Origin of the sequence: Chondrinema litorale, assembly GCF_026250525.1 — a bacterium.
GTDB classification, from domain to species: Bacteria; Bacteroidota; Bacteroidia; order Cytophagales; family Flammeovirgaceae; genus Chondrinema; species Chondrinema litorale.
In genome coordinates, this window is record NZ_CP111043.1 from 3,145,554 (window position 1) to 3,170,000 (window position 24,447).

Here is a 24,447-nt window from a genome sequence, read left to right on the forward strand (position 1 = left end):
AAATTTCCCGCAAAATATGTAAATATTAGCTTAATTCAACTATTCTATAGTTGTTTTTACCAATTGATTAACTGAACCTATTGTTTGATTTTTTTTTAGTAAAAGTAGAATTAGTTTGTGTTTACTTCTGCTTTTTTATCTCTTTCATAGAATGACAAGAAAAAATAATAGCGCTGGTAATAGCTTTAATCAGAGTCTTTTAAATGCTGCAATTGAAAAAGTTACAAACAATATTAGTAAGGGTACATATGGAATTATAAATAGCTTGATAATTAGTAGAGATAATGGAATTGTGCTAGAAAGCTATTTTAATGGATATAGTAGGACTTCTAAACATGAGTTCCAGTCTGTAACCAAAAGTATTCAGGCACTATTAGTTGGAATAGCTTTAAAAGAAGACTTTATTAAAAGTATTGATGAGCCCATTATAAATTATCTTTCTCGGTATAAAAATATTGATTGGTCTGAAGGTAAAGATAAAATTACCATTCGGCATTTACTAGAAATGACAGCCGGTTTAAGCTGGAACGAAGGTGAAGTAACTTACCAGAGTTTAGAAAACCACAGTAATATGTTGGCATGGAGTGGAAACTGGATTGAATTTGCTTTAGGAAGGCCAATGTTATATAAGCCGGGAGAAGTTTTTCAGTACAGTAGTGCCAATCCTATAATTATTTCTGCCATTTTAAATGAAGTTACAGGTATGCTTCATGAAGAATTTGCCTACAAATATCTTTACAAGCCATTAAGTATTACAGATTTTAATTATCACCGCTCTATAAATGATAATAGCATTTTAGCCGATGTAGAAATGTGTCCGATAGATATGGCAAAAATAGGATTGCTAGTGAGTAATAAAGGAAAATGGGAAGGTGAACAGATAGTATCTTCTGAGTGGGCTACAGAGATATTAGAAGAACATGTTCATTTTAAAGAGGATGCTGTAAAATATGGTTTTTGCTGGTGGATAGACTCAATCAATTGTTATTCTAAACAATTTAAATTGTACTATGCATGGGGTTATGGTAGCCAGCATATTTTTATTATTCCAGAGCTATCGCTTGTAATGGTATGCACAGGTAAAAACTACAATGTAAATAAGCACCAAGGCCCTTTTGAATTGCTACGAAACGAAATTGTACCCATTTTCGTTTAAATAGTACTTTTTACAGAGTAATATTGAATTTTCAAATGGTATATTAACCGCTAATAAAGATTATTTTAATTCGATGTAATTAACACAACCATTTATTTTTTATACCATACAATAAAATAGATTTGCAACAAAAAATAGGAAATTTCCCAGTTATATTTAGATAAAATAGATATGAAAATTGCGTTTCAATCAATTGTTTTTGTATTAGCCGCACATTTTGCGATAGCTCAGGCAGATATGCAGAGTACACATCCTGATGCTACAAATTGTGATGAACAAGGCTATTGTTGGGGTGATAAAAGAGAAGAAGGCAAGGTGAAATTTGCCATGTATTCCGATAGGTACAATTTCGGAGACTATGCATGGAAAGAGGCCGAACCTTCACTCGACTGGTTGATCACCAATATTCCATACCTTACTTACACCATGTATGTAAATGGTTATAAAATTTATGAGTATTTAGTAGATAATGCTGAAACTGAAGAAGAAAAAATTAAATATCAGGATAAGCTCTTAAGCTTATTAGATAAGAGAGTTACTTATTTTGGTAATGAGGCTGAAGTTCTTCAAAGAAAAGGTTTAAAAGCTTATAGTTATCTCTTAAAGAGAGAAGAAGCACATTACGACGAGCTATTTGATTTGTATACTAAGATATACGAATTAAATGGAAAAGATACTTATAAAAATAACTTGCTCTATTTAATGGCAATGGCCAATACTCAGTATAAGCGTAAAAAGATAGACGATGATACTTTTATGGATTACTTGGATAAAGTAGGTGCAACCATTGATGAAAATAAGAAAGGAGCAGATGCTAAAGAAGTTGAAAGCTGGAATAAAATAGCTGATCAGATAGACGGCTTTATTCCGGATGAGCTGTTAGACTGTGAGATGGTTACTGAGAGAATGGGAGAAAAGTTAAAAGCTGAACCAGATAATTACGAATTAGCTAAAAAAACTTTAAAGTATCTGGTACAAGGAAAATGCTACGATGCCCCAATATTTTTACAAGCAGCAGAGAAAGTTTATGAAGAGGACAAAACTGGTGGCTTAGCGAGTATTATTGCAAAAAAATATGCAAGCTCAAAAGAATACGACAAAGCTTTAGAATGGTACGATAAGGGTATTGAATCTTATGCTGATGACAAAGAAAAACAAGGCGAGTTCTATTTTGAAAAAGCTCAGTTATATAGCGTATTAGGTAGAATGAGCGATGCTCGCGCGGCAGCGGTAAAAGCTGCTGAAATGTCTCCAGATAACAAGAGTAAGGCTTATACACTTATTGGAGATTTATACATGTCTTCAGGGAATGTTTGTAACGAATCTAACCCTGTGAAATTTAGAGCAATATATCTTGCTGCTTATGATGCTTACTCTATTGCAGGTGCCAATGGCAAAATGTCAAGTGCAATGAAGCAATTCCCATCAATGGAAGAAATACATACAGCAGGTATGAAACTAGGTGATTCAATTGATGTTGGCTGTTGGATTGGCGGAAAAACTGAAATTAGAAAAAGAATCTAAAGCAATATCTCATAAAGTATAAGAGCTATTTCAGAAAATTTGAACTTTTCTTTTAAGAGAGTTGATTTTTTGAGATAGCTCTTTTTTTATGGACTTTTACAAATATATTTTTATTTGGATTTAAAAAGACAAAAGATTACATATATGAAATTTGGAACCAAAGCAGTGCATGCCGGTGTAGAACCAGACCCAACTACAGGTGCGATTATGACACCGATTTACCAAACTAGTACTTATGTGCAGGAGTCACCGGGTAAACATAAAGGTTATGAGTATGCCAGAACACAAAACCCAACAAGAGATGCTTTACAAGCAAGTTTGGCTGCATTAGAAAATGGCAAATATGGTTTGTGTTATGCAACAGGTTTAGCAGCTACAGATACCATTATGAAAACCCTAAGACCGGGAGATGAAGTTATCTGTACGAATGATATGTATGGAGGTACTTATCGTTTGTTTACTACGGTTTTTCAACCATTTGGCATTAAGTTCATATTTGTGCCAATGGCAGAAGCTGAATCTGTAGAACAATATGTAACAGATAAAACTAAAATGGTATGGGTAGAGACACCTACAAATCCATTAATGAATGTGATAGATATTGAAAAAATTGCTGCTATCACAAAAAAGCATGAAGTATTGCTTACAGTAGATAACACTTTTGCTACTCCATATTTGCAAAACCCGCTTGATCTTGGTGCAGACATCGTGATGCACTCAGTTACAAAATACCTTGGTGGCCACTCAGATACTGTAATGGGAGCTATCATTACCAATAATGAGAAGTTGTATGAGTCTTACAAGTTTTTACAAAATGCGGCTGGTGGCACTCCTGGTCCTCAAGATTGTTTTTTGGTTTTAAGAGGAATAAAGACACTACATCTAAGAATGAGACAGCATTGCATTAATGGAAAAGCAGTAGCTGAGTTTCTTGAGCAGCATCCTTTGGTTGGTAAAGTGTATTATCCGGGTTTAGAGTCTCATAAAGGCTATGAAATTGCTAAGAAGCAAATGAGAGATTTTGGTGGAATGGTTTCTTTTACCTTAAAAGATGATAAAGTAACTACAGCCATTAAAACATTAGAGAATTTTAATCTTTTTGCTTTAGCAGAATCGCTAGGAGGTGTAGAATCTCTTTGTGGTCATCCTGCATCAATGACACACGCTAGTATTCCACCAGAAGAGCGCAAAAAATCTGGCTTAAGCGATTCCTTAATCCGTTTAAGTGTTGGTATCGAAGATACTGAAGATTTAATTGCAGATTTAAAACAAGCCATAGAGTCTGCTAGTAAGGCATAAATATTAGATCATCATTATTAAAATAAAAAGCCATCTGAGCTAAATCAGATGGCTTTCTGTTTTTTTAGTATTCTTTTCTCAATCTATACTTTATTCGTCCATTAATTGTATTTTCTGTAACTACAAGCTTATTCGAGTTTAGAGTAATTACTTCCCAAGAATAATTGCTTACAGGTAACGGGCCATTTTGCATAAGAGCAATCTGTAATATGCTGATGTCATCACATTCATCATCATCGTCAAATGCATCACAATCTGTTTCGTACTGCCTATCCCATTGCCCATCAATATGAACTAGGTTACCGTCAGCATCAATGTACTCAACTGTTACATCTCTGTTTTTATCAAATTCGAAGTATACGTCGTCATATTCACTAGTGATATTTTCTACTTTAAAACTAAAGTCTTTCTGGTATGTCACTTTTTCAAAGTACCATCTACCTTCTAAACGCTCTTTAAATGATGAGAAAATATTTAAGTCGTCGCAAGAGCTTATGAATAGTGTAGAGGATAAAAGAGTTGTTAACAAAATTATCTTCCTGATAAAATATAGTTTCATACAAATCAACAATTGGTTTGAATTAACTTTACGATATTAAAAATACACTGGTTACGAACCTTTGACGAAAAGCGATTGTCTCTTTCTTAAGAGTATTGACCGATAAATGAATTAGCTATGAAACTTATTACCCGTTTATTTTTACTTCTACTTATTTTTTACGCAAACAGCATTTATGCTCAGTCGTTTACTTTTACTCTTAGCGATTCCATAGAAATAGTTAAGGAGGGTGAAAATTATTTTAATGCGTGGGCAGGAGGGTTAAATGCTGCTCAAATAAGTAAGATTGATTTAGATAATGATGGTGTCGAAGATGTTTTAGTTTATGACAGGACAACCTATAAGCTAAGTACTTTTCTTAATTCTAATGATACACTTAAATATGCACCCTATTTAGAAACACAATTTCCTGAGGTAAACTACTGGGTACTTTTAAAAGATTTTGATGGAGATGGGTTTAAAGATTTATTTACTGGAGCTAGTTCGGGTATTACAGTTTATAAGAATAAGGGTTTTAGTAATGGGAAAATAACTTGGGAGCTTTTTAAAGATGTTGTAAGAACATTGGGCTTTTCAGGTTCACAGATAAACCTGAAAGTAGATATTACAGATATTCCTGCAATTGTAGATGTAGATAATGATGGCGATCTGGATATTTTCAATTTTGTGCCTTCATTTGGGGGGTCAATAGAGTTTCACCAAAACCTAAGTATGGAAACCTATGGAACTGCTGATAGTTTAATTTATGAAAAAGTTACTGATAAATGGGGGAATTTGTATGAGTGTGGAAACTGCCTAGACTATTTTTTTGATGGAGGTTCATCTTGTAGAGTCGCAGCAATAGAACATGCAGGTTCAGCTTTATTATTATTTGATAAAGATAATGATGGTGATCAGGATTTGTATATAGGCGAGGTAGATTGTACAAATCTGGTTGCAGTAACAAATAAAGGAACTTCAGAGTCTGTACTTTTTGAAGATTATGATTTAGACTTCCCAACAGATGCACCAATAGACATGATTTTTCCTGGGAGCTATTATGAGGATGTAGATTATGATGGCAAAGAGGATTTAATAGTAAGTCCTAATATTTTTTCTAATGATTTAAATGAAGTTGATTTCTCTAATTCTATTTGGTATTACAAAAATACTGGAATCGATACTGCTGAGTTTACACTAGTTCAGAAGAATTTTTTGCAAGATAATATGCTGGATTTGGGCGAAGGCACGAGCCCGGCAGTAGCAGATGAAGATGGAGATGGTGATCTGGATTTATTTGTTGCCAACAAAGGCAGAATGAATAATGGGAATTTTTATGCAACACTGTTCTTATATGAAAACACAGGTACAGATGAACAACCTGTTTTCGAACTAAAAGATGAGGATTATTTGGGGCTATCTAAGTTCGCTTATACAGAGTTAAAAATTCAGTTTGCAGATATAGATGGAGACGGTTTGCAAGATTTAGCTTATACAGCTTATCAATCAGGAACATCATTATCAATCAGGTATATGCTTAATAGAGCAACATCTGAAAGTGAGCCATTAGATTATAGTACAAATCAGATAGTAAAACTTGGATTTACTGTAAATAGACTGGATGAGGTACATTTTACAGATGTAGATAAAGATGGGGAGATAGATATATTATTAGGTAAGTTTCAGGGAGGAGTTCTTTCATACTATAGAAACTCAGGCAATCTAGTTTTTGAAGATCCGATAGATGGTTTTGGTGGAATTACATACAACAACCTTCGAAGAGAGTTAAGTCTAGAAACTGCTGATTTAGATGGAGACGGAAGTTTAGAATTAATTACCGGAGATCGCTCTGGAGAGTTAAGAATCTATCCAAACTTTCAGAATGAGATAGAAACTACTTTTACAACAATCGAAGATACTATTTACGATAGTACCAATAAAGTATATGTCGAGTACTACTTTGGTACAGGTATTTATCCTGTGGTATTTGGAAAAGATATTATTTTAGGTACAGAAGCTGGCGGACTTCGCTATTTGAAAAATACAAAAGTGGAAGATGATGACATAGTGAGTGGAATAGAAGATGAGTTGGATGATGATGTTATTGTGGTTTTTCCAAACCCTGCCGTTAGTTCATTTAATATCAGTTCAACTGTAAATGGATTTCTAAATATCTATGCAAACGATGGTAAGTTAATTTTGGAGAATGTAGAACTTAATGCCAATGAAGATAAAATAATAAAGGTATCAAGTTGGCCAGAAGGGCTATATATATTGAGAATATTAAGTAATCATGCTGTTTCAACTAAAAAATTATTAATTAAAAAGTGAAAACAGTAATAAGTATTTCGGTTAGTAAGAGAGAGCCATGGAATTTTAACTTTCAGCAACAAACTGAGTTGAAACTGTTGTTCCCAGAGTTTGAAATTATTGATTTTGATAACTATTCTGACTCCACATTATTAACTTATATAAATAAGCTGCTTGATGAGAGCGAAAAGCTTATAGTAATACTAGAGTTAAACGAAACAGAAGAATTGGGAAATATTCCTGTATTTTTAAGGAAGTTAATAAAGTATAGAAAAAAACTTCAAGTATTTTATTTAGGTGAGCAAAATCACCTACAGAAGATTATAGCTCCTTACAAAGCGGTGAAAGTTACTAAAGTAGAAGAGGCTTTAGTTCACTTAAACTAAAGTGCATAATCTGTAGGAATAAAATCTACTTAACAATATTAATTGGAGGGAAAAAGTGATTTTTAGTCTCTCTTTATAAAAATATTGTCTCAACAAGCTATAAAATTTACTAAAACTTAAAAAACAATCACTTATTTTTAGTGTACGGTTTGCTTACAATAAATTAATTACTACTTTTGCACTCCTTTTAAGAGGGAAATATGTAAGTGGCTTAAAGGTATTGCAGCGAAGTTCACACATATTTTTATCGAAGTAATCAGTAAGTTGTTTGTTACAACCGCTGCAAAAGTAAAGATTATAAAGATGCCCGGAATTATTGGTAAGAAGGTCGGAATGACCAGCATTTATGATGAGAATGGTAAAAACATGGCATGTACAGTTATTCAAGCTGGGCCATGTGTCGTTACTCAGGTAAAATCCGCTGATGTTGATGGTTATACATCAGTTCAGTTAGGGTTTGAAGACAAAAAAGAGAAAAACACTCCCAGTCCTTTAGCGGGACACTTCAGCAAAGCAGGTACTGCGCCTAAGAAAAAAGTAAAAGAATTCAAAGATTTTGATAGTTCAGCATACAAAGCTGGTGATGTAATCACTATCGAAGATGTATTTGTTCTTGGAGATTTTGTTGATATAACAGGAATTTCGAAAGGTAAAGGTTTTCAAGGTGTTGTAAAGCGTCATGGTTTTGGTGGTGTTGGCCAGTCTACACACGGTCAACATAACCGTCAAAGACACCCAGGTGCTATTGGTGCTTGTTCTTATCCAGCGAGAGTTTTTAAAGGCTTAAAAATGGCTGGTAGAAAAGGGAATGATAAAGTTAAGGTTGAAAACCTTAAAGTAATTAAAATATATCCGGAACAAAATTTACTAGTAGTTACTGGTGCAATTCCGGGTGCGAAAAATTCTTATGTATATATCGAAAAGTAATCTAAGCAATGGAACTGGAAGTTTTTGATAAAAGCGGAAGTCAGACAGGTAAAAAAGTAAGTTTACCAGACTCAGTTTTTGGTATAGAGCCAAATGATCATGCCATATACCTAGACGTAAAGCAGTTTCTTGCTAATCAACGTCAAGGGACTCATAAATCTAAGGAAAGAGCAGAAATAGTTGGATCAACCAAGAAACTTAAAAAACAAAAAGGAACTGGTACTGCCAGAGCTGGTAGTATTAAATCTCCTGTTTTTAGAGGTGGTGGTAGAGTATTTGGTCCAAAACCAAGAGATTATAGCTTTAAGCTAAACAAAAAGCTTAAAAAATTAGCTAGAAAATCAGCTCTTTCATATAAAGCTAGTGGATCTTCAATAGCAATTCTTGAAGACTTTACATTAGATGCTCCGAAAACTAAAGAATATGCTTCAATACTGAAGAGTCTTAATTTTGAGGGTAAAAAAGTGCTACTAGTTTTACCAGAAGCTGATAAATCAATCATTTTGTCAGTAAGAAATCTGCCTAAATCTAAAGTAACTACGGTTGATAGCCTAAATACTTATGATATCATGAATGCAGATCAGTTGTTGGTATTTGAAAATTCTATTGAGAAGTTTTCAAACTTTTAAAATATTTAAGTTATGCAAATATTAAAAAAGCCTATCATCACAGAGAAAGTATCTGCACTTAACGAATCAGGTGTTTATGGATTTGTGGTAGATATAAAGGCAAATAAAATTCAGATAAAAGAAGCAGTAGAGGGTAAGTATGGTGTAACTGTTGAACAAGTACGCACTATGAATTATCTAGGTAAATCTAAAGTTCGCTACACTAAAGCAGGTTTTATTTCAGGAAAGAGCTCTGACGTGAAGAAAGCTATAGTAAAACTTGCCGAAGGAGAGATTATAGATATCTACGATAATGTTTAATTTCCTCTAAGTAATAAATATTTCAAAGATTTAAGCAATGGCAGTAAAGAAATTAAGGCCGATAACTCCTGGAACAAGATTCAGAATTGCTCCGACTTTCAGTGAAATTACTACAGACAAACCTGAAAAGTCATTACTCGCGCCGATAAAAAAATCCGGAGGTAGAAATAACACCGGTAAAATGACCATGAGATACAGGGGTGGTGGTCATAAAAGAAGATACCGTATTATTGATTTTAAGCGTGCTAAGCATGATGTAAGTGCTGAGGTATTAACAGTAGAATACGATCCGAACAGAACATCATACATTTCGCTTATTCAGTACGAAGATGGTGAGAAAACTTATATCTTAGCACCAGAGGGGATAAAAGTAGGGCAGAAAATTATTACTGGTGAGGGTGTTGCTCCAGAAGTTGGAAATGCATTACCATTAGGTAAGATTCCAGTAGGTTCTATTATTCATAATGTTGAATTAAGACCTGGAAAAGGTGCTGCAATGGTAAGAAGTGCAGGTGGATATGCTCAGTTACTTGGTAGAACTGGTAAGTATGTAACTCTTAAGTTACCATCAGGCGAAACAAGAATGGTGTTAGCTACTTGTTATGCAACAATCGGAACTGTATCTAACAGTGATCATATGAATGAGCAGTTAGGTAAAGCTGGTAGAAAGAGATGGTTAGGTAGAAGACCAAGAGTTAGAGGTGTTGCTATGAACCCAGTTGATCACCCAATGGGTGGTGGTGAAGGTAGATCTTCAGGTGGACACCCTAGATCTAGAACTGGTCTTTATGCAAAAGGTAAGAAAACCAGATCGCCTCATAAGTATTCTGACAGATTAATAATAGGTAAAAAAGGTAAAAAATAATTAAGATATGGCTAGATCATTAAAGAAAGGGCCTTATATAAGTTTCAGCCTTGAGAAAAAGGTAGATTCAATTAACGAGGGTGGAAAGAAATCAGTGATTAAAACTTGGTCTAGAAGATCAATGATTTCTCCTGATTTCATCGGACATACTTTCGCAGTGCATAATGGAAATAAATTTATTCCAGTATATGTTACTGAGAACATGGTAGGTCACAAGTTGGGTGAATTTGCTCCAACTAGGAACTTTAGAGGTCACATTGCTAAAAAAGATAAGAAAAGATAAAGAATATTTAAAAAATGGAACAAGCAAGAGCCATATTGAGAAATGTTCGTATTGCCCCTCGTAAGATGCGTCTTGTTGTAGACCTTATCAGAGGCAAAAAAGTGAGCACTGCCCTCAATATATTAAAATTTGAATCGAAAGCTGGAGCACAGTATATTGAGAAATTATTGCTGTCTGCTATATCTAACTGGGAAAATAAAAACCCTGATGCTTCAATTGAAGATGCCGATTTGTACGTGAAAGAAGTTTATGTTACTCAAGGTAAAACTCTTAAGAGATTTAGACCTGCACCACAAGGTAGAGCACATAGAATTAGAAAGCGTTCAAACCACGTAACTCTAATAGTTGATTCTCTGAACGATACTTCTGATGAAGGTGTATCAGAAGCGGTAGTTGAAGACGAAAACAAAGATTAAAATATAATCAAGATTTATTCATGGGACAAAAAGTAAATCCAATTGGCCTTAGACTAGGATTCATCAGAGGATGGGAATCAAACTGGTTCGGAGGTAAAGATTTTGCTTCAAAACTTGTTGAAGACGAAAAGATCAGGAAATATATCAGTGCTCGTATCCCTAATCCAAGAGCGGGTATTTCTAGAATTGTAATCGAAAGAACTCTAAAGCGTCTTACAATTACAGTTCATACTGCAAGACCTGGTGTTGTTATCGGTAAAGCAGGTGCTGAGGTTGATAAAATAAAAGAAGAGTTAAAGAAACTAACTGGTAAGGATGTTCAGATCAATATCTTTGAGATTAAAAGACCTGAACTTGATGCTAAACTAGTTGGAGAATCTGTAGCTCAACAAATTAGCAACCGTGTTTCTTACAGAAGAGCAATGAAACAAGCAATTGCTAATTCAATGAGAGTGGGAGCTCAAGGTATCAAAATTAAAGTTTCAGGTAGACTTGGTGGTGCTGAGATGGCAAGAGATGAAACTTATAAAGAAGGTAGAATTCCACTTCACACTATTCGTGCTAACATCGATTATGCAATTGTAGAAGCTCAAACTATCTATGGAAAAATCGGTGTAAAAGTATGGATCTTTAAAGGAGAGATTTATGGTAAGCCTGATCTAAGTGCAAATGTTGATCTTGGTGGTTCTAGTGAGGGACGTGATCAAGGAAACCAGAACAAGAGAGGAAACAGAAGACCAGGTGGTAGAGGCGGAAGACAAGGTGGAAGAAGAAAGAAATAATACATTTAGATATATATTAATAAAAGAACCTGCTGCTGAGCAGGTTTTTTTATTTCCTATAGAATACAATTTCCATTTTTAATCCTTTTACGTCATATTCTTCATTTTCTGGAATAGATGCAATATTAGGATAATGCAAAGCAGTTAATGCTAAAATCATTGCATCTAAAATATCATCTTTAGTTAATTGACTTCTTTTATATTCTTCCATTGAATATTTTACTATTTCGTTAGTAGCATTTAAGTTCTTTTGTAATATCATTAATCTTTCTATTTCCCCTTCTTTTAATTTTTTATTGCATAACATTGGTTTTTGATTATTCCAAGCTGTAAAGTTGAGTTCTGGATGTGCTTCTTTTAATACCTTTACAGCATCAATGTTTTTTGATATATATTGATCCACTTCTTTTATCTTATTACAGATATTCCATGTCTGTTTAGAGACTTTTACACCAAGATCAACTACATTTTTCTGGCAAGAAGCTAAATAAGTTTTTGCATAAATGGCATTTCTTGAGGGAATAGGAAATACACTTGAAGACCTTCTCCTTGTTAAAAGTTTTCTTGCTTCAATATCACAGCTTCTTTTAGTTTTATGAGGTAATCCAATTGGCATATCAATTAAAGCAACTTTAATTTCTTTATAATAATTAAAGATTTCTGATATACAGGAGAATATATTAGCTTCCCAATTCTGGTTTTCGTCAAAAGAAATGCAAAACCATCCCGCTTTACATCCATCGATACCTATAAAATGCATACTTTAAGTAGTAATGAATCTCTCTGTTTATTTAATAATACTAAGAATAAATTGTATTTTTGCTTTATTATAATAACAAAGGTCAATTTTAAATTACTATTAGATGTATAGAATACTACGAATTAGCTTATTTTTTTTATTAGTGGGCTTGATTTATTCAAAGACTACAGCTCAAAAGCTTAATTTAATACCAGAACGTTTTGCTTTTGATCCTGAAATAACTTTTGATGAGGATATTCAATCTCCTGCAGACTTTTTAGGATATGAGTTAGGTGAAACTTATACCATATATCATCAGTCAGTAGCATATGTGAATGCTTTGGCAGCATCTTCTTCAAAGATTACTGTTCATGAATATGGAAAAACTTATGAAGATAGGCCATTAGTTTATATGGTAATCACTTCAGAAAAAAATCAACAACGTATTGAGGAAATAAGAGAAAATAATTTGAAGCTTGCTGATCCTATAAATACCCCTTCTAGTGAGGCCGAAGATTATATAAAAAATGATCCGGTAATAATTTCTTACAGTTATAATATACATGGTAATGAAGCTTCAAGTACAGAGGCTGCGATGCAAGTAGCGTATCGTTTAGTTGCTGCAACTGATGAGGGAACCGCCAACTTATTAGATAATGCTGTAATGGTATTGTATCTGTGTATTAATCCAGATGGAAGAGATAGGTTCGTCTATTGGTATAAATCTGCTGAGAGCAATGTAGTTGCTACAGATCCTTATGAATTAGAGCATGATGCTCCTTGGCCAAATGGGAGAACAAATCATTATTGGTTCGATTTAAATAGAGATTGGGTTTGGGGTGTACACCCAGAATCTAGAGGACATGCTTCAGTTTATCAGGAGTGGATGTCACAGGTGCATACAGATTATCATGAGCAGGGTTATAATAATAATTATTTTACTGTTCCAGGTACTACTCCAAGAAATAAATTATTGCCAGATCAATATGAAGTACTAGCAGATACAATTGGTAAAGCCAATATCGAAGCTTTTAATAAGCATAACATCATGTATTTTACCAGAGAAGCTTTTGATTTCTTTTATCCTGGTTATGGTTCGAGTTATCCATCAGTAATGGGAGCGATTGGTATGTTAACAGAACAAGGTGGAATTGGGTCAGGTAGAGCCATAGAAACAGAGGATGGTTATATCTTGAGACTTAGGCAAAAAATATTTGATCACTATCAAACTTCTTTGGCTACAATTAAAAAGGTAGTTGAAAGAAAAGAAATATTTAAGCAATATTTTTATAATGCTTTAAATCCTGCGAATAGTAAATCGTCTAATAAAAGTTACATTCTACCTGATGATAACAGTAGCTATTTATATGAGTTGATTGGTACTTTATTGAGACATGGAGTAAAAGTGGAAAAAACAACTCAAAATATTTCGTCGAAATCTGGTTTTACAAATTACAGAACTGGAAAGTCCGAATCTAAAACTTTTTCTACTGGTACTTACATTATTTCTGCCAATCAGCCTAAACATCTATTTATTCATACCATTTTTGAAAGACAAATGGAGATTGAAGACTCAGTGATGTACGATATGGCAACTTGGTCTGCTCCACTGGCCTATAATTTAGAAGCTTTTACAAGTGCACAAGCCTTAAATGTTCAAACAGAAGCTGTTACTGAAAAGCCTGCACTCCCTTCTGGAGTTAACAATCCTGATGCTGCTTATGCCTATGTAATTGAATGGAAGCAAAGGTTTGCACCTAAAGCTTTAAGTATGCTTTGGGAAATGGGATATAAAGTTCGCTCTGCAAGTAAAAAGTTTAGTGACGGCAAAAAGACTTTTTATGAAGGTACTCTTGTAGTTTTGATAGGTAGAAATCTGGAAAAGAAAGAGGATATAGAAGCAGATATGCAGGAAATTGCAAAAAAGGCAAATGTAACTATCGATGGTTTTGATACAGGCAGAATGCTAACGGGTCTTGACTTAGGTTCTGGAAATATGAGACCAGTTAAACAGCCTAAAGTGGCTATGTTGGTAGATAATCCATTTAATTCTTATACAGCTGGGCAAATTTGGTTTTTATTTGATCAAGATACTGAGTTACCAATATCTAAAATTAGAGCAAGTAGCCTTTCACAGAGTAGTCTTTCTCAGTTTGGTAGACGCTATGGAAGTGCAAATTTGTTTGATTATGATGTTTTGATAATGCCTGGTGCGTCTCCTAATAATTTGAAAGAGGTATTTGATGCCGAAGCTATTGAAGATATTAAGCAATGGGTTCAAAGTGGAGGAGTATTAATTGCAACAGAAAACGCTAGTACATTTTTTACTTCAAAACACTCTGGTTTCACCAATGTAGAACTTGCTGAAATGCCTAAAGACTCATCAGATGTAGCAAAGTTTGTAAAATATAAGGATTTAACAGATTACAATGGATTAAAAAGAATTCCGGGTACTGCCTTAAATACAATTATTGATAACACAAACCCTCTAGCATTTGGAATGACAGATAAATTGTATTCATTAAAGTTTGGCAATGATGGTTTTGAGCCAGCAGCGGGTATACAAACTGTAGGATATTACGATATGGACATTTCGAATATCTTGGCTTCTGGCTATGCATCTAAAGAAAATCTTGAACATTTAAAAGGGAAAGCTAACAATGTAGTAGTGCCTATGGGGAAAGGCAAAGTAGTATTAATGTTGGATAATACTCAGTATAGAATGTTTTGGAGAGGCCCTTCCAGAATGATGCAAAATGCAGTAATGCTATTGAAAGGAATGTGATTATAAAGAAAAAGATCCTCACTTTAATTACAGAGTGGGGATTTTTTTTCAATAGGTTTCAAAAAATATAGATACTACTTCATACAATAAAAGAACTCTTTTAATTTCGGGTGAAAATTTAATCTTAATTATGAATCTCCCTTTAATCAGCTGGAAATACCTAAAGGCTAAGCCGTTAAATACAACTTTAAACCTCCTAATACTTTCACTAGGTATAGCCATTATTGTTATTCTTATTTTATTAAGTAATCAGCTGGAAGAAAAACTTAGTAAAAATGCAAAAGGGATAGATTTAGTTATAGGAGCGAAAGGTAGTCCTTTGCAATTAGTTCTCTGTAATATTTTTCATATCGATTTTCCAACAGGTAACATTTCTTTAAGTGAAGCACGGAAGTTAGCTTCAAATCCAATGGTAAAGAAGGCAATTCTATTGGCATTAGGAGATAGCTATGAGTCTTTCAGAATTATAGGAACTAATCATTTATATGTTGAGCACTATAGTGCAACAATTGCTTCTGGCAAGTTGTGGGAAGAGCCTATGGAAGTAACATTAGGCAGTGCAGTTGCTGAAAAGTTACAATTAAAAGTTGGAGAAACATTTTATGGGGCTCATGGTATGGGAGAAGCTGTAGGTAATGATCATGAAGAGGCTAAATACAAAGTAGCTGGCATACTTTCATTTTCAAATTCAGTGCTTGACAATCTTATACTAACAAATATAGAAAGTGTATGGAATGTACACGAACATGCAGAGGAAGAGGAACATACAAAAGAGAATCATGAAGGAGATCACATTCATGCAGAAGAAAAATTACGTACTAATAATGATAGCTTGACAACTCAGAATCCAGTTCTTGCAGGATTTCCTAAAGGGGATGATGATAGTGAAATTACATCTATGTTGGTGAAATTTAAGAGCCCAATGGCGGCGATCACCATGCCTAGAATAATTAATCAACAAACTAATATGCAAGCTGCCTCACCTGCTTTTGAAATAGCACGATTGTTTTCTATTATGGGAATTGGAGTGGACATGCTTACTTGGTTTGCGTATTTGATGGTATTTATTGCGGTTCTAAGCATCTTTATCGCTCTTTATAATGCATTGAAGGAAAGAAAGTACGACTTAGCTGTAATGAGATCATTAGGATCTTCTAGAGCTACGTTGTTTATTTTAGTAATTGTAGAAGGCGTTTTAATAAGTATTTTGAGTGGTGTTTTAGGATTGTTGTTGGGCCATGCTGTTTTAGAAGTAATCGGTACACTCGTTGAAGAAGGACAAAAAGCGGGAATTACTGGTAGTGTTATCTTAAATGAAGAAATTTATGTGTTTGTTGCAACTGCATTACTAGGTGTGTTTACTGCGGTTATACCTGCATTTCAAGCTTATCGTACAGATATTTCAGAAGTTTTAGCCCAAGGCTAATTATCGCTATTTTTTGTCAATATTAATATTTGGAAGACGTTCTTCATTCATGTTATTTTTTAACCTGATTGAGTGGATGTGTCATTCTTTTTAAAATTTACTTTTTTATTTTTCTTAATTGATAAGATTTTTTTTCTTTCACCTCTTTATTCACAAGGTAAATTTGAGGCTGAAGAGCAATTATATAGCTTTATCAATAAAGAGGACACACTCACAAAAAATGGAAAAAATATTCGAGAATATGATTCCACTAAGAAAACCTCTCCTTTAAAAGTTACACTTCAAGTTAAAGAAATTCCTGCAGAATTGTTGATTAAGTCTGGCTATAAGCCTGATAGCTTAGGAAATTTAAAGCTTCATTCAGATGAGTTATTAGCTTTTAAAGACAGAATTATTTCTGAGTCGGAAAATAGTGGACATCCTTTCGCCAGCATATCTTTTATTAACACAAATATTTTAAATGATGAAATAGTTAGTTACTGTAAATATCAGGCAGGAACTTTAATAGTTTTTGATAGTCTACAGGTTTACGGTGATGTTAGGATTAAAAAAAAGTTTTTGGCTAGGTATTTAGAGTTAACATCAAATTCAGAAAATATTCAATTGCCTTTTAGTCAAAAAAAGATAGATGAGATAAAGAGTAATATAGACGAATTACCTTATTTATCTTTAACAAAAGAGCCCAATATTATTTTTGATTACGATAAGGCTGTTGTGGTACTTTATTTAAAAGAAGAAAAGGTTAATTCTTTTGATGGAGTATTAGGGTTGGCAACAAACTCATCTTCAGATAGTAAAGTGTCTTTAACAGGTCAGCTAGATTTCAAACTATATAACCCCTTTGGCTCCGGTAAAGAATTACTTTTTAATTGGCAAAGAGTAAAACAAGCTTCTCCAGTTTACAATTTAGGTTATAGCCACCCCAATTTTGTTAATTCTGGTTTGGATTTAAATTTTCAACTTAATTCTTTACAAGAAGACAGCACATTCAGGAATTTATCTTGGGAACTGGGTTTTTCTCAAAGATTGACCGCAAAGAGTGAAATTAGTTTTTCGTATTTGAGTAAAAGTCATATTAATCTGGATGAAGAGAGTACAACTTTAGATAATTTGCCTAGTGGTAATGCTAAAATTTCTTCGAAGATGTTTGGCATTAGTTTTCTAAGACACACATTAAATAACATTCTATATCCATCTAGTGGCTGGAGAGCAAACTTTTCGGTTTATTTAGGTAAAAGGAAGTTGTATTTGGTCTCTACGGATACATTGTCAGGAGAAAATTTAAGATATATTTTAAAGGCTGATTTACAAAAGTATACTACTTTAAACCGTAATTTCACACTGGTAAATAATATCAATTTTGGGCTTATAGGTGGAGCTCATGTATATAAATCAGAAATGTTTAGGGCTGGAGGTATTTATTCTATTCGAGGATTCTCAGAAAATATTTTTTTTGCGGATGAATTTTTAATCTTGAATAATGAAATTAGAGTAAATATGGCAGACCAATCATATTTATTTATTTTTAATGACATTGCCTATATTAGAGAAAAATATAATAGTAGTAATTCTATTCCAATAGGTTTAGGCGCAGGTTTAAATCTTACGATTAAAAACGGTAATCTATTATTAGCTTTCGGGTTCGGAAAAGAAGATAAAACATCCAAATTTTTTGATAATTCCAGATTTCATTTTGGCTATAAAGCGATTTTTTAGAATAGTATGAAGTATAATTCTCTAATATTATTTTTTTTATTTTTCTCAACTTCATTAATTGCACAAAGCATAACTCAAAATGCTGTTCCTTTGGATGATGAATGGCTTATTTATGATTGGGAAGAAAAAATCTATATTCCTTACATTCCAGAAGTTCATAAAGATGTTAAAGCTCTATCTTTATATATTTATTTAAGTCATTATAAAGACAAGAACTTAGCAATTAATTATGAGTCACAAGTTGATGTTTTTATCAATAATAAGCTTTATTATAGTTTAGATAATAAAGGAGGAGAGGTACAGATTCCCGTAAAAAAAATTACTGATGTAGGGTCAATAGAAGAAAGTATTTTTATTTCTTTACACACAAAAAATAGTTTTAATAAACCACCGAATGTGATAATCACGGATGTTGATGCTCAATTATCCGGTGATTACCACTTTGCAGAAGAAAATTTACAAAGTGGTATTTACAGGTTTCAACTACCTTTTGAAAATACTAGTTATTTATTATTGATTTTAGGAATAAGCTCAATGCTATTAATGGTAAAATGGACAGATAACCCATTGTTTTATCTTTTTTTTCCATCAGCATTCTTATCTTTTTTCTTTGAAAAGAAATTAAAAGAAGAGACGAAAATAAGTGTTACAGATATTATACTTTTCGTTTTTTATTCAGCTTTAGTAGTTGTAGTAGTTCTTATAAATATAGAGAAATCAGAAATTGTATTTTTCCAAGTTGCATCTGCACTTTTTGAAAACTTTAGTTCTATTTTCTCAGTAAATGAGAAGATAGTATCTTCATTTTTTCTCTTATTAAGTTTATTTTTTTTGAAGATAGTTTTAATTAATGTGGCAGGTAAACTTTACAACCTAAAAAGTGAGATTAATATTCATATAAACGAGTATATTGTAGTTACGCAATTTCTTTTTACTATACTTTTTCTTATTACGATCATCCATTCTTTTTATCCTCACTTTATAAGTGAATCATTCATCCTAAATGCTCTGTATTATGTTTTTTTATTGATATCAATTCTTGTCAGTTTTAGGATTTATAGTATAATATCATTTAAAAAAGTGTATTTAATTTCATATTTTTGCATCACTGAATTTATTCCGGCAGCCATAATATTAAGGTTACTCTAAATTTAGTTTTTAATATTTTTTGTAAAAAAAAAGGAAATATGGGTAAGATAGCTCAACAGAAACTTAGCAATGAAAACCTTAAAGAAGTAAAATCAATCTTGGTCTCACAGCCGAAGCCTTCTAATCCTAATTCACCATATTATCAACTGGCTACAAAGTACAATTTAAAAGTAGATTTTAGGCAGTTTATAGAAATTGAACCAGTTGATGTAAAAGAATTCAGAAAACAAAAAATAAATATTCTTGATCATACTGCTATAATTTTCACAAGTCGTAATGCAATTGACCATTTATTTTCTATTGCAAAAAAGCTGAAGATAGAAATCCCAAGTGATATGAAGTATTTCTGTATTTCTGAGCAAACTGCTCACTATTTACAGAAGTATATAGTAATTCGTAAAAGAAAGATATTTACTGGTAAGAAAACAGCTAAAGATTTGTTAGATGTTATTAAAAAGCATAAAGATGAGAAGTTTTTATTCCCTTGCTCAGATATAAGAAAGGGTGATATTCCTGAATTTATGGAAGAGAATGCTTATAAGTTAAGTGAAGCAGTTATTTATAAAACGGTAGCTAGTGATCTCTCGGACTTAGCCGATGTTAACTATGATATTATTGCCTTCTTCAGTCCATCTGGTATTTCGTCATTATTTGCTAATTTCCCGGACTTTAAACAAAATGAAACAAGAATAGCTGCATTTGGTCCAACTACAGCTCAAGCGGTTAGAGATCATGATTTGTATCTTGATATAGAGGCTCCACTGCCAAATGCTCCTTCAATGACTGGTGCAATTGAGCTTTATATAAGGAAAGCAAATAAAATTGATTAATAACAATTCAAAATATTTTTTAATTTTAGACCATGTGCTTTTTTAAACACATGGTTTTTTTTTAGTGAACAATTACATTTTCAGAAGCAAAATGTTTCATCTGTTAATTATAGATTTGTATTTGTTCTTACATGTTTCATTCCTGTTGTATTAAGGTAATATTGCTTCTGTTGATGATTCATGCTTTTATTTTTTAATGTAATTGTGTAAATAAGGGTAAAATACTACATTTTTATACTTCAAGAATGGTTGAAAGTTATTTTTTTAAATTACAAATTAGAATCTTTTACCACAATAAACTTTTTTCAATTGTATTTAATTATAAGTATTAACTAATGCAACCTCAACCTTTATGAATAGGTCAAAGATTTACTTTTTAACTTTAGTAGTAAACTTTTTTCTTGCTACAGATTTTTTACACGCTCAACAGGATGCCCAGTTTAGTCAATATATGTTCAATCAGCTTTATCTGAATCCTGCAGCAGCTGGAATTAATACTAGGCAAATTGAATTTAGTGTAATACATAGGTCACAGTGGTTGGGTTATGAAGGAAGTTTTGACGATGGAGGAGCCCCAACAACACAAGTTGCAAGTATTAGCATGCCGTTTGAAAAGTATAACTTGGGAGTAGGATTGCATTTTGTAAATGATAAAATAGGACCTGTTACAAATCAAGAAGCCCAGCTTTCTTTAGCATATCAAATCAAAGTATCTAGAGGAATTATAGCAATTGGGGTACGAGGAGGTTTTTATAATCAACAATTAAATGTGGATGAGCTGAGATTTACAGATCCAGTAAATGAACCATTGTATCAGCAATTGAGTGGGAGAGAGAGTCAAATGGTGAGTGACTTTGGAGCAGGAATTTATTATAAAGATGTAAATGATAAATTTTTTACAGGAATGAGTATTAGCCATTTAAATAGATCAAATTTCAATTATGGCACGAATATTTCTTTTAACGAACTGGAAAGTCATTATACGTTTTTAGCAGGGGTAAATCTTGATTTAACGAGAACTGTTAAACTTACACCATCTGCAATTGTAAAGTCTGATATGAATACATTTTCGATAGAATCAAGTGTTATAGCTACTTTTAATGAAAAGTTTTACACAGGTTTGTCGATGAGGGAACTGGAGGCAGCTATTGCGATTGTAGGGGTAAATCTTTTAAAGGACAAATCATTAAGGTTAGGTTATGCATTTGATTATACTTTAAAAGCACAGAATGCAAAAGAAACTACATCACACGAAATACTTCTTTCTTATAAAATCCCAGCATTACAAGTATTTGAACCATCAATTATTAGGACACCACGATTCAGATTTGAATAATGATGTGGATATTTTTTTAAATAATATTGTTATCATTAAAATTTATTAAGAATAAAAGAAATAAAAATACTAGTTTAAAAGTTAGGTAAAATAGTCAGGTATCTAATAGAAAATTGGAGCTAAATTGGAAAATAATTATGAATAAGTCATTTAACTCACATTTATTAATCTATCTTTCCCTCTTGACGTTCGCGTCATTACAAAGTTGTATGTTTGGAGGGAGTCGTGGCGATCAGGGAGAGCTGGTAGGAGTTCCTGATCGTGAAAGTTTTGAGCAAACTATTCCTTATGGAATGACATTCGTTCCATCTGGAACCTTTCATATGGGGCAAGCAGATGAAGACATCACTTCTTCAAAAATCAACTTGAATAAGCAGATTACTATTGGTGGCTTTTTTATGGATGATACAGAAATTACAAATAATGAGTATCGTCAGTTCATTAATAATTTATTAGATGCTTCTGATACAAGTTCTGATTGGACAGAAGCTGATATTATGGCTACATTGTACCCAGATACAACAGTTTGGGAAAAAGATTTTACGTATCATATGGGTGATCCTATGGTAAGGTATTACTACATGCATCCAGCTTTTGATGATTATCCTGTTGTAGGTGTAAACTGGCTTGCTGCAAAAGAATTTTGTGAGTGGAGAACTAGTTATTTGAATGCTTATCGCGAATCAGAAGGTCAGTTTCCAATGCCAAACTTTAGACTTCCATCTGAAGCAGAATGGGAATATGCTTCAAGAGGTGGTTTAGATATGGCTAAGTATCCTTGGGGTGGTCCTTATGTTAGAAATGGTAAAGGCTGTTCACTAGCAAACTTTAAACCTGGTAGAGGTAACTATTATGATGATGGTTTCCAATATACAGCTCCAACAGCATCTTACTTTGCTAATGGTTATGGTTTATATGATATGTCAGGTAATGTGTCTGAGTGGTGCGAAGATGCTTTCCATCCTGCTAGCTATCCTGTTGTTTGGGACTTAAACCCTACCTATTTCGATGAGATGGAAGAAAGAAAGGTAACCAGAGGTGGTTCATGGAAAGATATATCTTTCTACATAGAAACAGGTACAAGAAGCTATGAGTATAGAGATACAGCTAGATCGTATATCGGTTTCCGTTGTGCAATGACTCACTTAGGAAGGTCTTCTGGATTTGAATTTTAAAATTAGAATTATTAATAAATAAAAAGTAATAAGCTATTAATCGTTTAGATAATTAACTTAAAGTAAATTAAAATGGGTAAAAAGCGAGAATCAAAATTAGATTATTTTTATAGAGTAGTTGCGCCAAAAGTAACTAGTGTTGGAGCAGCACTTGTTGTAGTTGGAGCATTATTCAAAATTATGCACTGGGCAGGAGCAGGAGAGATGTTAACGATTGGGCTATTAACGGAAGCGGGATTATTCTTAATTGGTGCTTTTCAGCCAGCTCCACCACCTGAAGCTCACTATGAGTGGGAAAAAGTTTATCCTGAATTAGCAGAGAATCACCCAGGTTCTTTACCTGTAAAGAAAAGTAATGATAATGGTAAAAATGTAGCAGCACTTGCTGGAATGGATAAAATGCTTGCAGAAGCTAATCTTAACACTGAAGTATTTAAAAACTTTGGAATGGGTATGAGAACGCTTAACGATTCTGTAGCGAAAATGAAAGATGTAAGTAATGTTGCAGTAGCTTCTAACGAATATACTAAGAGTCTACAAACTGCTACTAAAAATATGTCTGATTTAGGCAAAGCTTACTCAACTACCTTAGGTGCGATGAGTGCTATGTCAGATTCTGCAAAAGACGCTAAGGATTACCACGCTCAGGTACAGGTTATGACTAAAAACCTTGGGGCTCTAAATGCTGTTTACGAAATGGAACTTAAAGATGCTAATAGTCATCTGAAAGCTATGAATAAATTTTATAGCAACCTTACTACTGCAATGGAAGGTATGGCAGATGCTAGTAAAGAATCTCAGCATTTCAAAACTCAGATGACACAGTTAACCACTAACCTTGCTTCATTGAATAAGGTTTATGGAAATATGTTAACTGCAATGAAAGGCTAATCTGATTTTTTAATTTAAAGAAACTTAAATATGGCAGGTGGAGGAAAAGAAACCCCAAGACAGAAGATGATCGGAATGATGTACTTAGTGCTTACTGCGATGTTAGCATTGCAGGTAAGTAACACAGTGCTTCAAAAGTTCATCTTCATTGATCAAAGTTTAAGGCAATCTGTAAATTCTACTAGAGATCAAAATAGTGTTAGAATTCAAGCTATTCAGGCTCAGGTAGAAAAAAAAGGTAATAAGGCAAGTGACGTTTCAGTATTGAATAGGGCAAAAAAGGCTCATGACCTTACAAGCGATATGCTTTCTTACCTAAGTAGTATGAGAGAAACCATTATTGATAAAACTGGTGGTAGAGATGAAGATGGCACTCTTAAAGGAGCAAAAGATTATGATAAGCAGATGGCTTATACACTTGGAGCTGAAGGAACAAAAAATGGTGCAGCTTATGAGTTAGAGAAGAAGTTAAACGAGTATGTTGACCAAGTAAATACTTTACATGACTCTTTATCTTTTGGTAAGCTAGCTAAACCAGCTGCTGAAATAGAGGAGTTTAAAAATGATCCAGATTCAAAAGGTAAAGATTTTGCTTATCTAAATTTTGACCATACTCCAACTGTAGCTTGTTTGGCAATTATCAGTCAGTTTCAATCTCAAGTTGCTACTTTGGAAGCGCAGACTTTAGAAGAGTTGGCAAAGGATGTTGGAGCATCTGAGTTAAGATTTGATAAAATCATTCCAGTAGTTAGTCCCGAATCTAGAGTTGTAGCTGCAGGTACTAAATACAAAGCTGAAATGTTTATGGCTGCTTCTTCTTCAACAACAAAGCCTTCAATGACTTACAATGGTAAGCCTGTTAAGGTAGAAGATGGAAAAGGCATTATTGAATTTGTAGCTGCTGCTAGCTCATATGATAATGAGAACAAATCTAAGCAAACTTGGAAAGGTGAAATTACTATTCAAACTCCAATGGGTGATACCA

23 protein-coding genes (1 of these 23 cut by a window edge) are annotated in these 24,447 nt (G+C 33.3%); 21 read left to right on the forward strand and 2 right to left on the reverse strand.

The window, feature by feature from the left end:
* Positions 1 to 151: 151 nt before the first annotated feature.
* The 3 genes from OQ292_RS12935 to OQ292_RS12945 all read left to right on the forward strand — a co-directional run bounded on the left by OQ292_RS12935 (position 152) and on the right by OQ292_RS12945 (position 3,979).
* Positions 152 to 1,156, forward strand: a complete 1,005-nt coding sequence (locus tag OQ292_RS12935) for a serine hydrolase domain-containing protein (RefSeq protein WP_284682554.1) — start codon at positions 152 to 154, stop codon at positions 1,154 to 1,156.
* Positions 1,157 to 1,327: 171 nt separating this feature from the next.
* Positions 1,328 to 2,680 (forward strand): tetratricopeptide repeat protein, encoded by a 1,353-nt coding sequence (locus tag OQ292_RS12940; RefSeq protein ID WP_284682555.1) that lies wholly within the window; start codon positions 1,328 to 1,330, stop codon positions 2,678 to 2,680.
* Between the two features lie 135 nt (positions 2,681 to 2,815).
* Positions 2,816 to 3,979: a cystathionine gamma-synthase gene (locus OQ292_RS12945; protein WP_284686006.1), complete on the forward strand. Its 1,164-nt coding sequence runs from the start codon at positions 2,816 to 2,818 to the stop codon at positions 3,977 to 3,979.
* A gap of 64 nt (positions 3,980 to 4,043) precedes the next feature.
* On the opposite strand, the gene OQ292_RS12950 is transcribed toward OQ292_RS12945, so the two are convergent.
* Positions 4,044 to 4,538, reverse strand: a complete 495-nt coding sequence (locus OQ292_RS12950; RefSeq protein WP_284682556.1) for a hypothetical protein — start codon at positions 4,536 to 4,538, stop codon at positions 4,044 to 4,046.
* A 117-nt stretch (positions 4,539 to 4,655) separates the two neighbouring features.
* Between OQ292_RS12950 and OQ292_RS12955 the strand changes: the two genes are divergently transcribed.
* From OQ292_RS12955 to rpsC, 9 genes are all read left to right on the forward strand, one after another.
* Positions 4,656 to 6,848 (forward strand): T9SS type A sorting domain-containing protein, encoded by a 2,193-nt coding sequence (locus OQ292_RS12955; protein ID WP_284682557.1) that lies wholly within the window; start codon positions 4,656 to 4,658, stop codon positions 6,846 to 6,848.
* Entirely contained in the window at positions 6,845 to 7,213 is a 369-nt protein-coding gene (locus tag OQ292_RS12960) for a hypothetical protein (protein WP_284682558.1), read from the forward strand. The genes OQ292_RS12955 and OQ292_RS12960 overlap by 4 nt, the downstream gene beginning before the upstream one ends.
* 303 nt (positions 7,214 to 7,516) lie before the next feature.
* The gene (gene rplC / locus OQ292_RS12965) at positions 7,517 to 8,140 is read left to right on the forward strand and encodes a 50S ribosomal protein L3 (RefSeq protein WP_284682559.1); all 624 of its coding nucleotides are present in this window, start codon (positions 7,517 to 7,519) and stop codon (positions 8,138 to 8,140) included.
* An 8-nt stretch (positions 8,141 to 8,148) separates the two neighbouring features.
* Positions 8,149 to 8,769 (forward strand): 50S ribosomal protein L4, encoded by a 621-nt coding sequence (gene rplD, locus OQ292_RS12970; protein WP_284682560.1) that lies wholly within the window; start codon positions 8,149 to 8,151, stop codon positions 8,767 to 8,769.
* 12 nt (positions 8,770 to 8,781) lie between these two features.
* Complete coding sequence (gene rplW / locus OQ292_RS12975) at positions 8,782 to 9,069, forward strand: 50S ribosomal protein L23 (RefSeq protein WP_284682561.1); 288 nt, start codon at positions 8,782 to 8,784, stop codon at positions 9,067 to 9,069.
* Between the two features lie 37 nt (positions 9,070 to 9,106).
* Entirely contained in the window at positions 9,107 to 9,934 is an 828-nt protein-coding gene (gene rplB / locus OQ292_RS12980; protein ID WP_284682562.1) for a 50S ribosomal protein L2, read from the forward strand.
* Between the two features lie 7 nt (positions 9,935 to 9,941).
* On the forward strand, positions 9,942 to 10,217 hold the full coding sequence (gene rpsS, locus OQ292_RS12985) for a 30S ribosomal protein S19 (protein WP_284682563.1): 276 nt from the start codon (positions 9,942 to 9,944) through the stop codon (positions 10,215 to 10,217).
* 14 nt (positions 10,218 to 10,231) lie between these two features.
* Positions 10,232 to 10,633, forward strand: a complete 402-nt coding sequence (rplV, locus tag OQ292_RS12990) for a 50S ribosomal protein L22 (protein WP_284682564.1) — start codon at positions 10,232 to 10,234, stop codon at positions 10,631 to 10,633.
* A gap of 20 nt (positions 10,634 to 10,653) precedes the next feature.
* Positions 10,654 to 11,415: a 30S ribosomal protein S3 gene (gene rpsC / locus OQ292_RS12995; RefSeq protein ID WP_284682565.1), complete on the forward strand. Its 762-nt coding sequence runs from the start codon at positions 10,654 to 10,656 to the stop codon at positions 11,413 to 11,415.
* Between the two features lie 49 nt (positions 11,416 to 11,464).
* On the opposite strand, the gene OQ292_RS13000 is transcribed toward rpsC, so the two are convergent.
* The gene (locus tag OQ292_RS13000) at positions 11,465 to 12,175 is read right to left on the reverse strand and encodes a DUF429 domain-containing protein (RefSeq protein WP_284682566.1); all 711 of its coding nucleotides are present in this window, start codon (positions 12,173 to 12,175) and stop codon (positions 11,465 to 11,467) included.
* 103 nt (positions 12,176 to 12,278) lie between these two features.
* Between OQ292_RS13000 and OQ292_RS13005 the strand changes: the two genes are divergently transcribed.
* From OQ292_RS13005 to porM, 9 genes are all read left to right on the forward strand, one after another.
* Entirely contained in the window at positions 12,279 to 14,939 is a 2,661-nt protein-coding gene (locus tag OQ292_RS13005; protein WP_284682567.1) for a M14 family zinc carboxypeptidase, read from the forward strand.
* Between the two features lie 130 nt (positions 14,940 to 15,069).
* The gene (locus OQ292_RS13010; protein WP_284682568.1) at positions 15,070 to 16,365 is read left to right on the forward strand and encodes an ABC transporter permease; all 1,296 of its coding nucleotides are present in this window, start codon (positions 15,070 to 15,072) and stop codon (positions 16,363 to 16,365) included.
* A gap of 72 nt (positions 16,366 to 16,437) precedes the next feature.
* The gene (locus OQ292_RS13015) at positions 16,438 to 18,081 is read left to right on the forward strand and encodes a ShlB/FhaC/HecB family hemolysin secretion/activation protein (RefSeq protein ID WP_284682569.1); all 1,644 of its coding nucleotides are present in this window, start codon (positions 16,438 to 16,440) and stop codon (positions 18,079 to 18,081) included.
* Positions 18,082 to 18,087: 6 nt separating this feature from the next.
* On the forward strand, positions 18,088 to 19,230 hold the full coding sequence (locus tag OQ292_RS13020) for a DUF4271 domain-containing protein (protein WP_284682570.1): 1,143 nt from the start codon (positions 18,088 to 18,090) through the stop codon (positions 19,228 to 19,230).
* 38 nt (positions 19,231 to 19,268) lie between these two features.
* Positions 19,269 to 20,060, forward strand: coding sequence for a uroporphyrinogen-III synthase (locus OQ292_RS13025; protein WP_284682571.1), 792 nt, complete (start codon positions 19,269 to 19,271; stop codon positions 20,058 to 20,060).
* Between the two features lie 352 nt (positions 20,061 to 20,412).
* Positions 20,413 to 21,396, forward strand: a complete 984-nt coding sequence (locus OQ292_RS13030) for a PorP/SprF family type IX secretion system membrane protein (RefSeq protein WP_284682572.1) — start codon at positions 20,413 to 20,415, stop codon at positions 21,394 to 21,396.
* Positions 21,397 to 21,533: 137 nt separating this feature from the next.
* Entirely contained in the window at positions 21,534 to 22,571 is a 1,038-nt protein-coding gene (porK, locus tag OQ292_RS13035; RefSeq protein ID WP_284682573.1) for a T9SS ring complex lipoprotein PorK/GldK, read from the forward strand.
* 72 nt (positions 22,572 to 22,643) lie between these two features.
* Positions 22,644 to 23,462: a type IX secretion system motor protein PorL/GldL gene (gene porL / locus OQ292_RS13040; RefSeq protein WP_284682574.1), complete on the forward strand. Its 819-nt coding sequence runs from the start codon at positions 22,644 to 22,646 to the stop codon at positions 23,460 to 23,462.
* Positions 23,463 to 23,492: 30 nt separating this feature from the next.
* Positions 23,493 to 24,447: the 5' portion of a type IX secretion system motor protein PorM/GldM gene (gene porM, locus OQ292_RS13045; RefSeq protein ID WP_284682575.1), read on the forward strand. It continues 647 nt past the right edge of the window; the window shows 955 of its 1,602 coding nt (coding positions 1–955); its start codon is at positions 23,493 to 23,495; its stop codon lies off the right edge, out of view.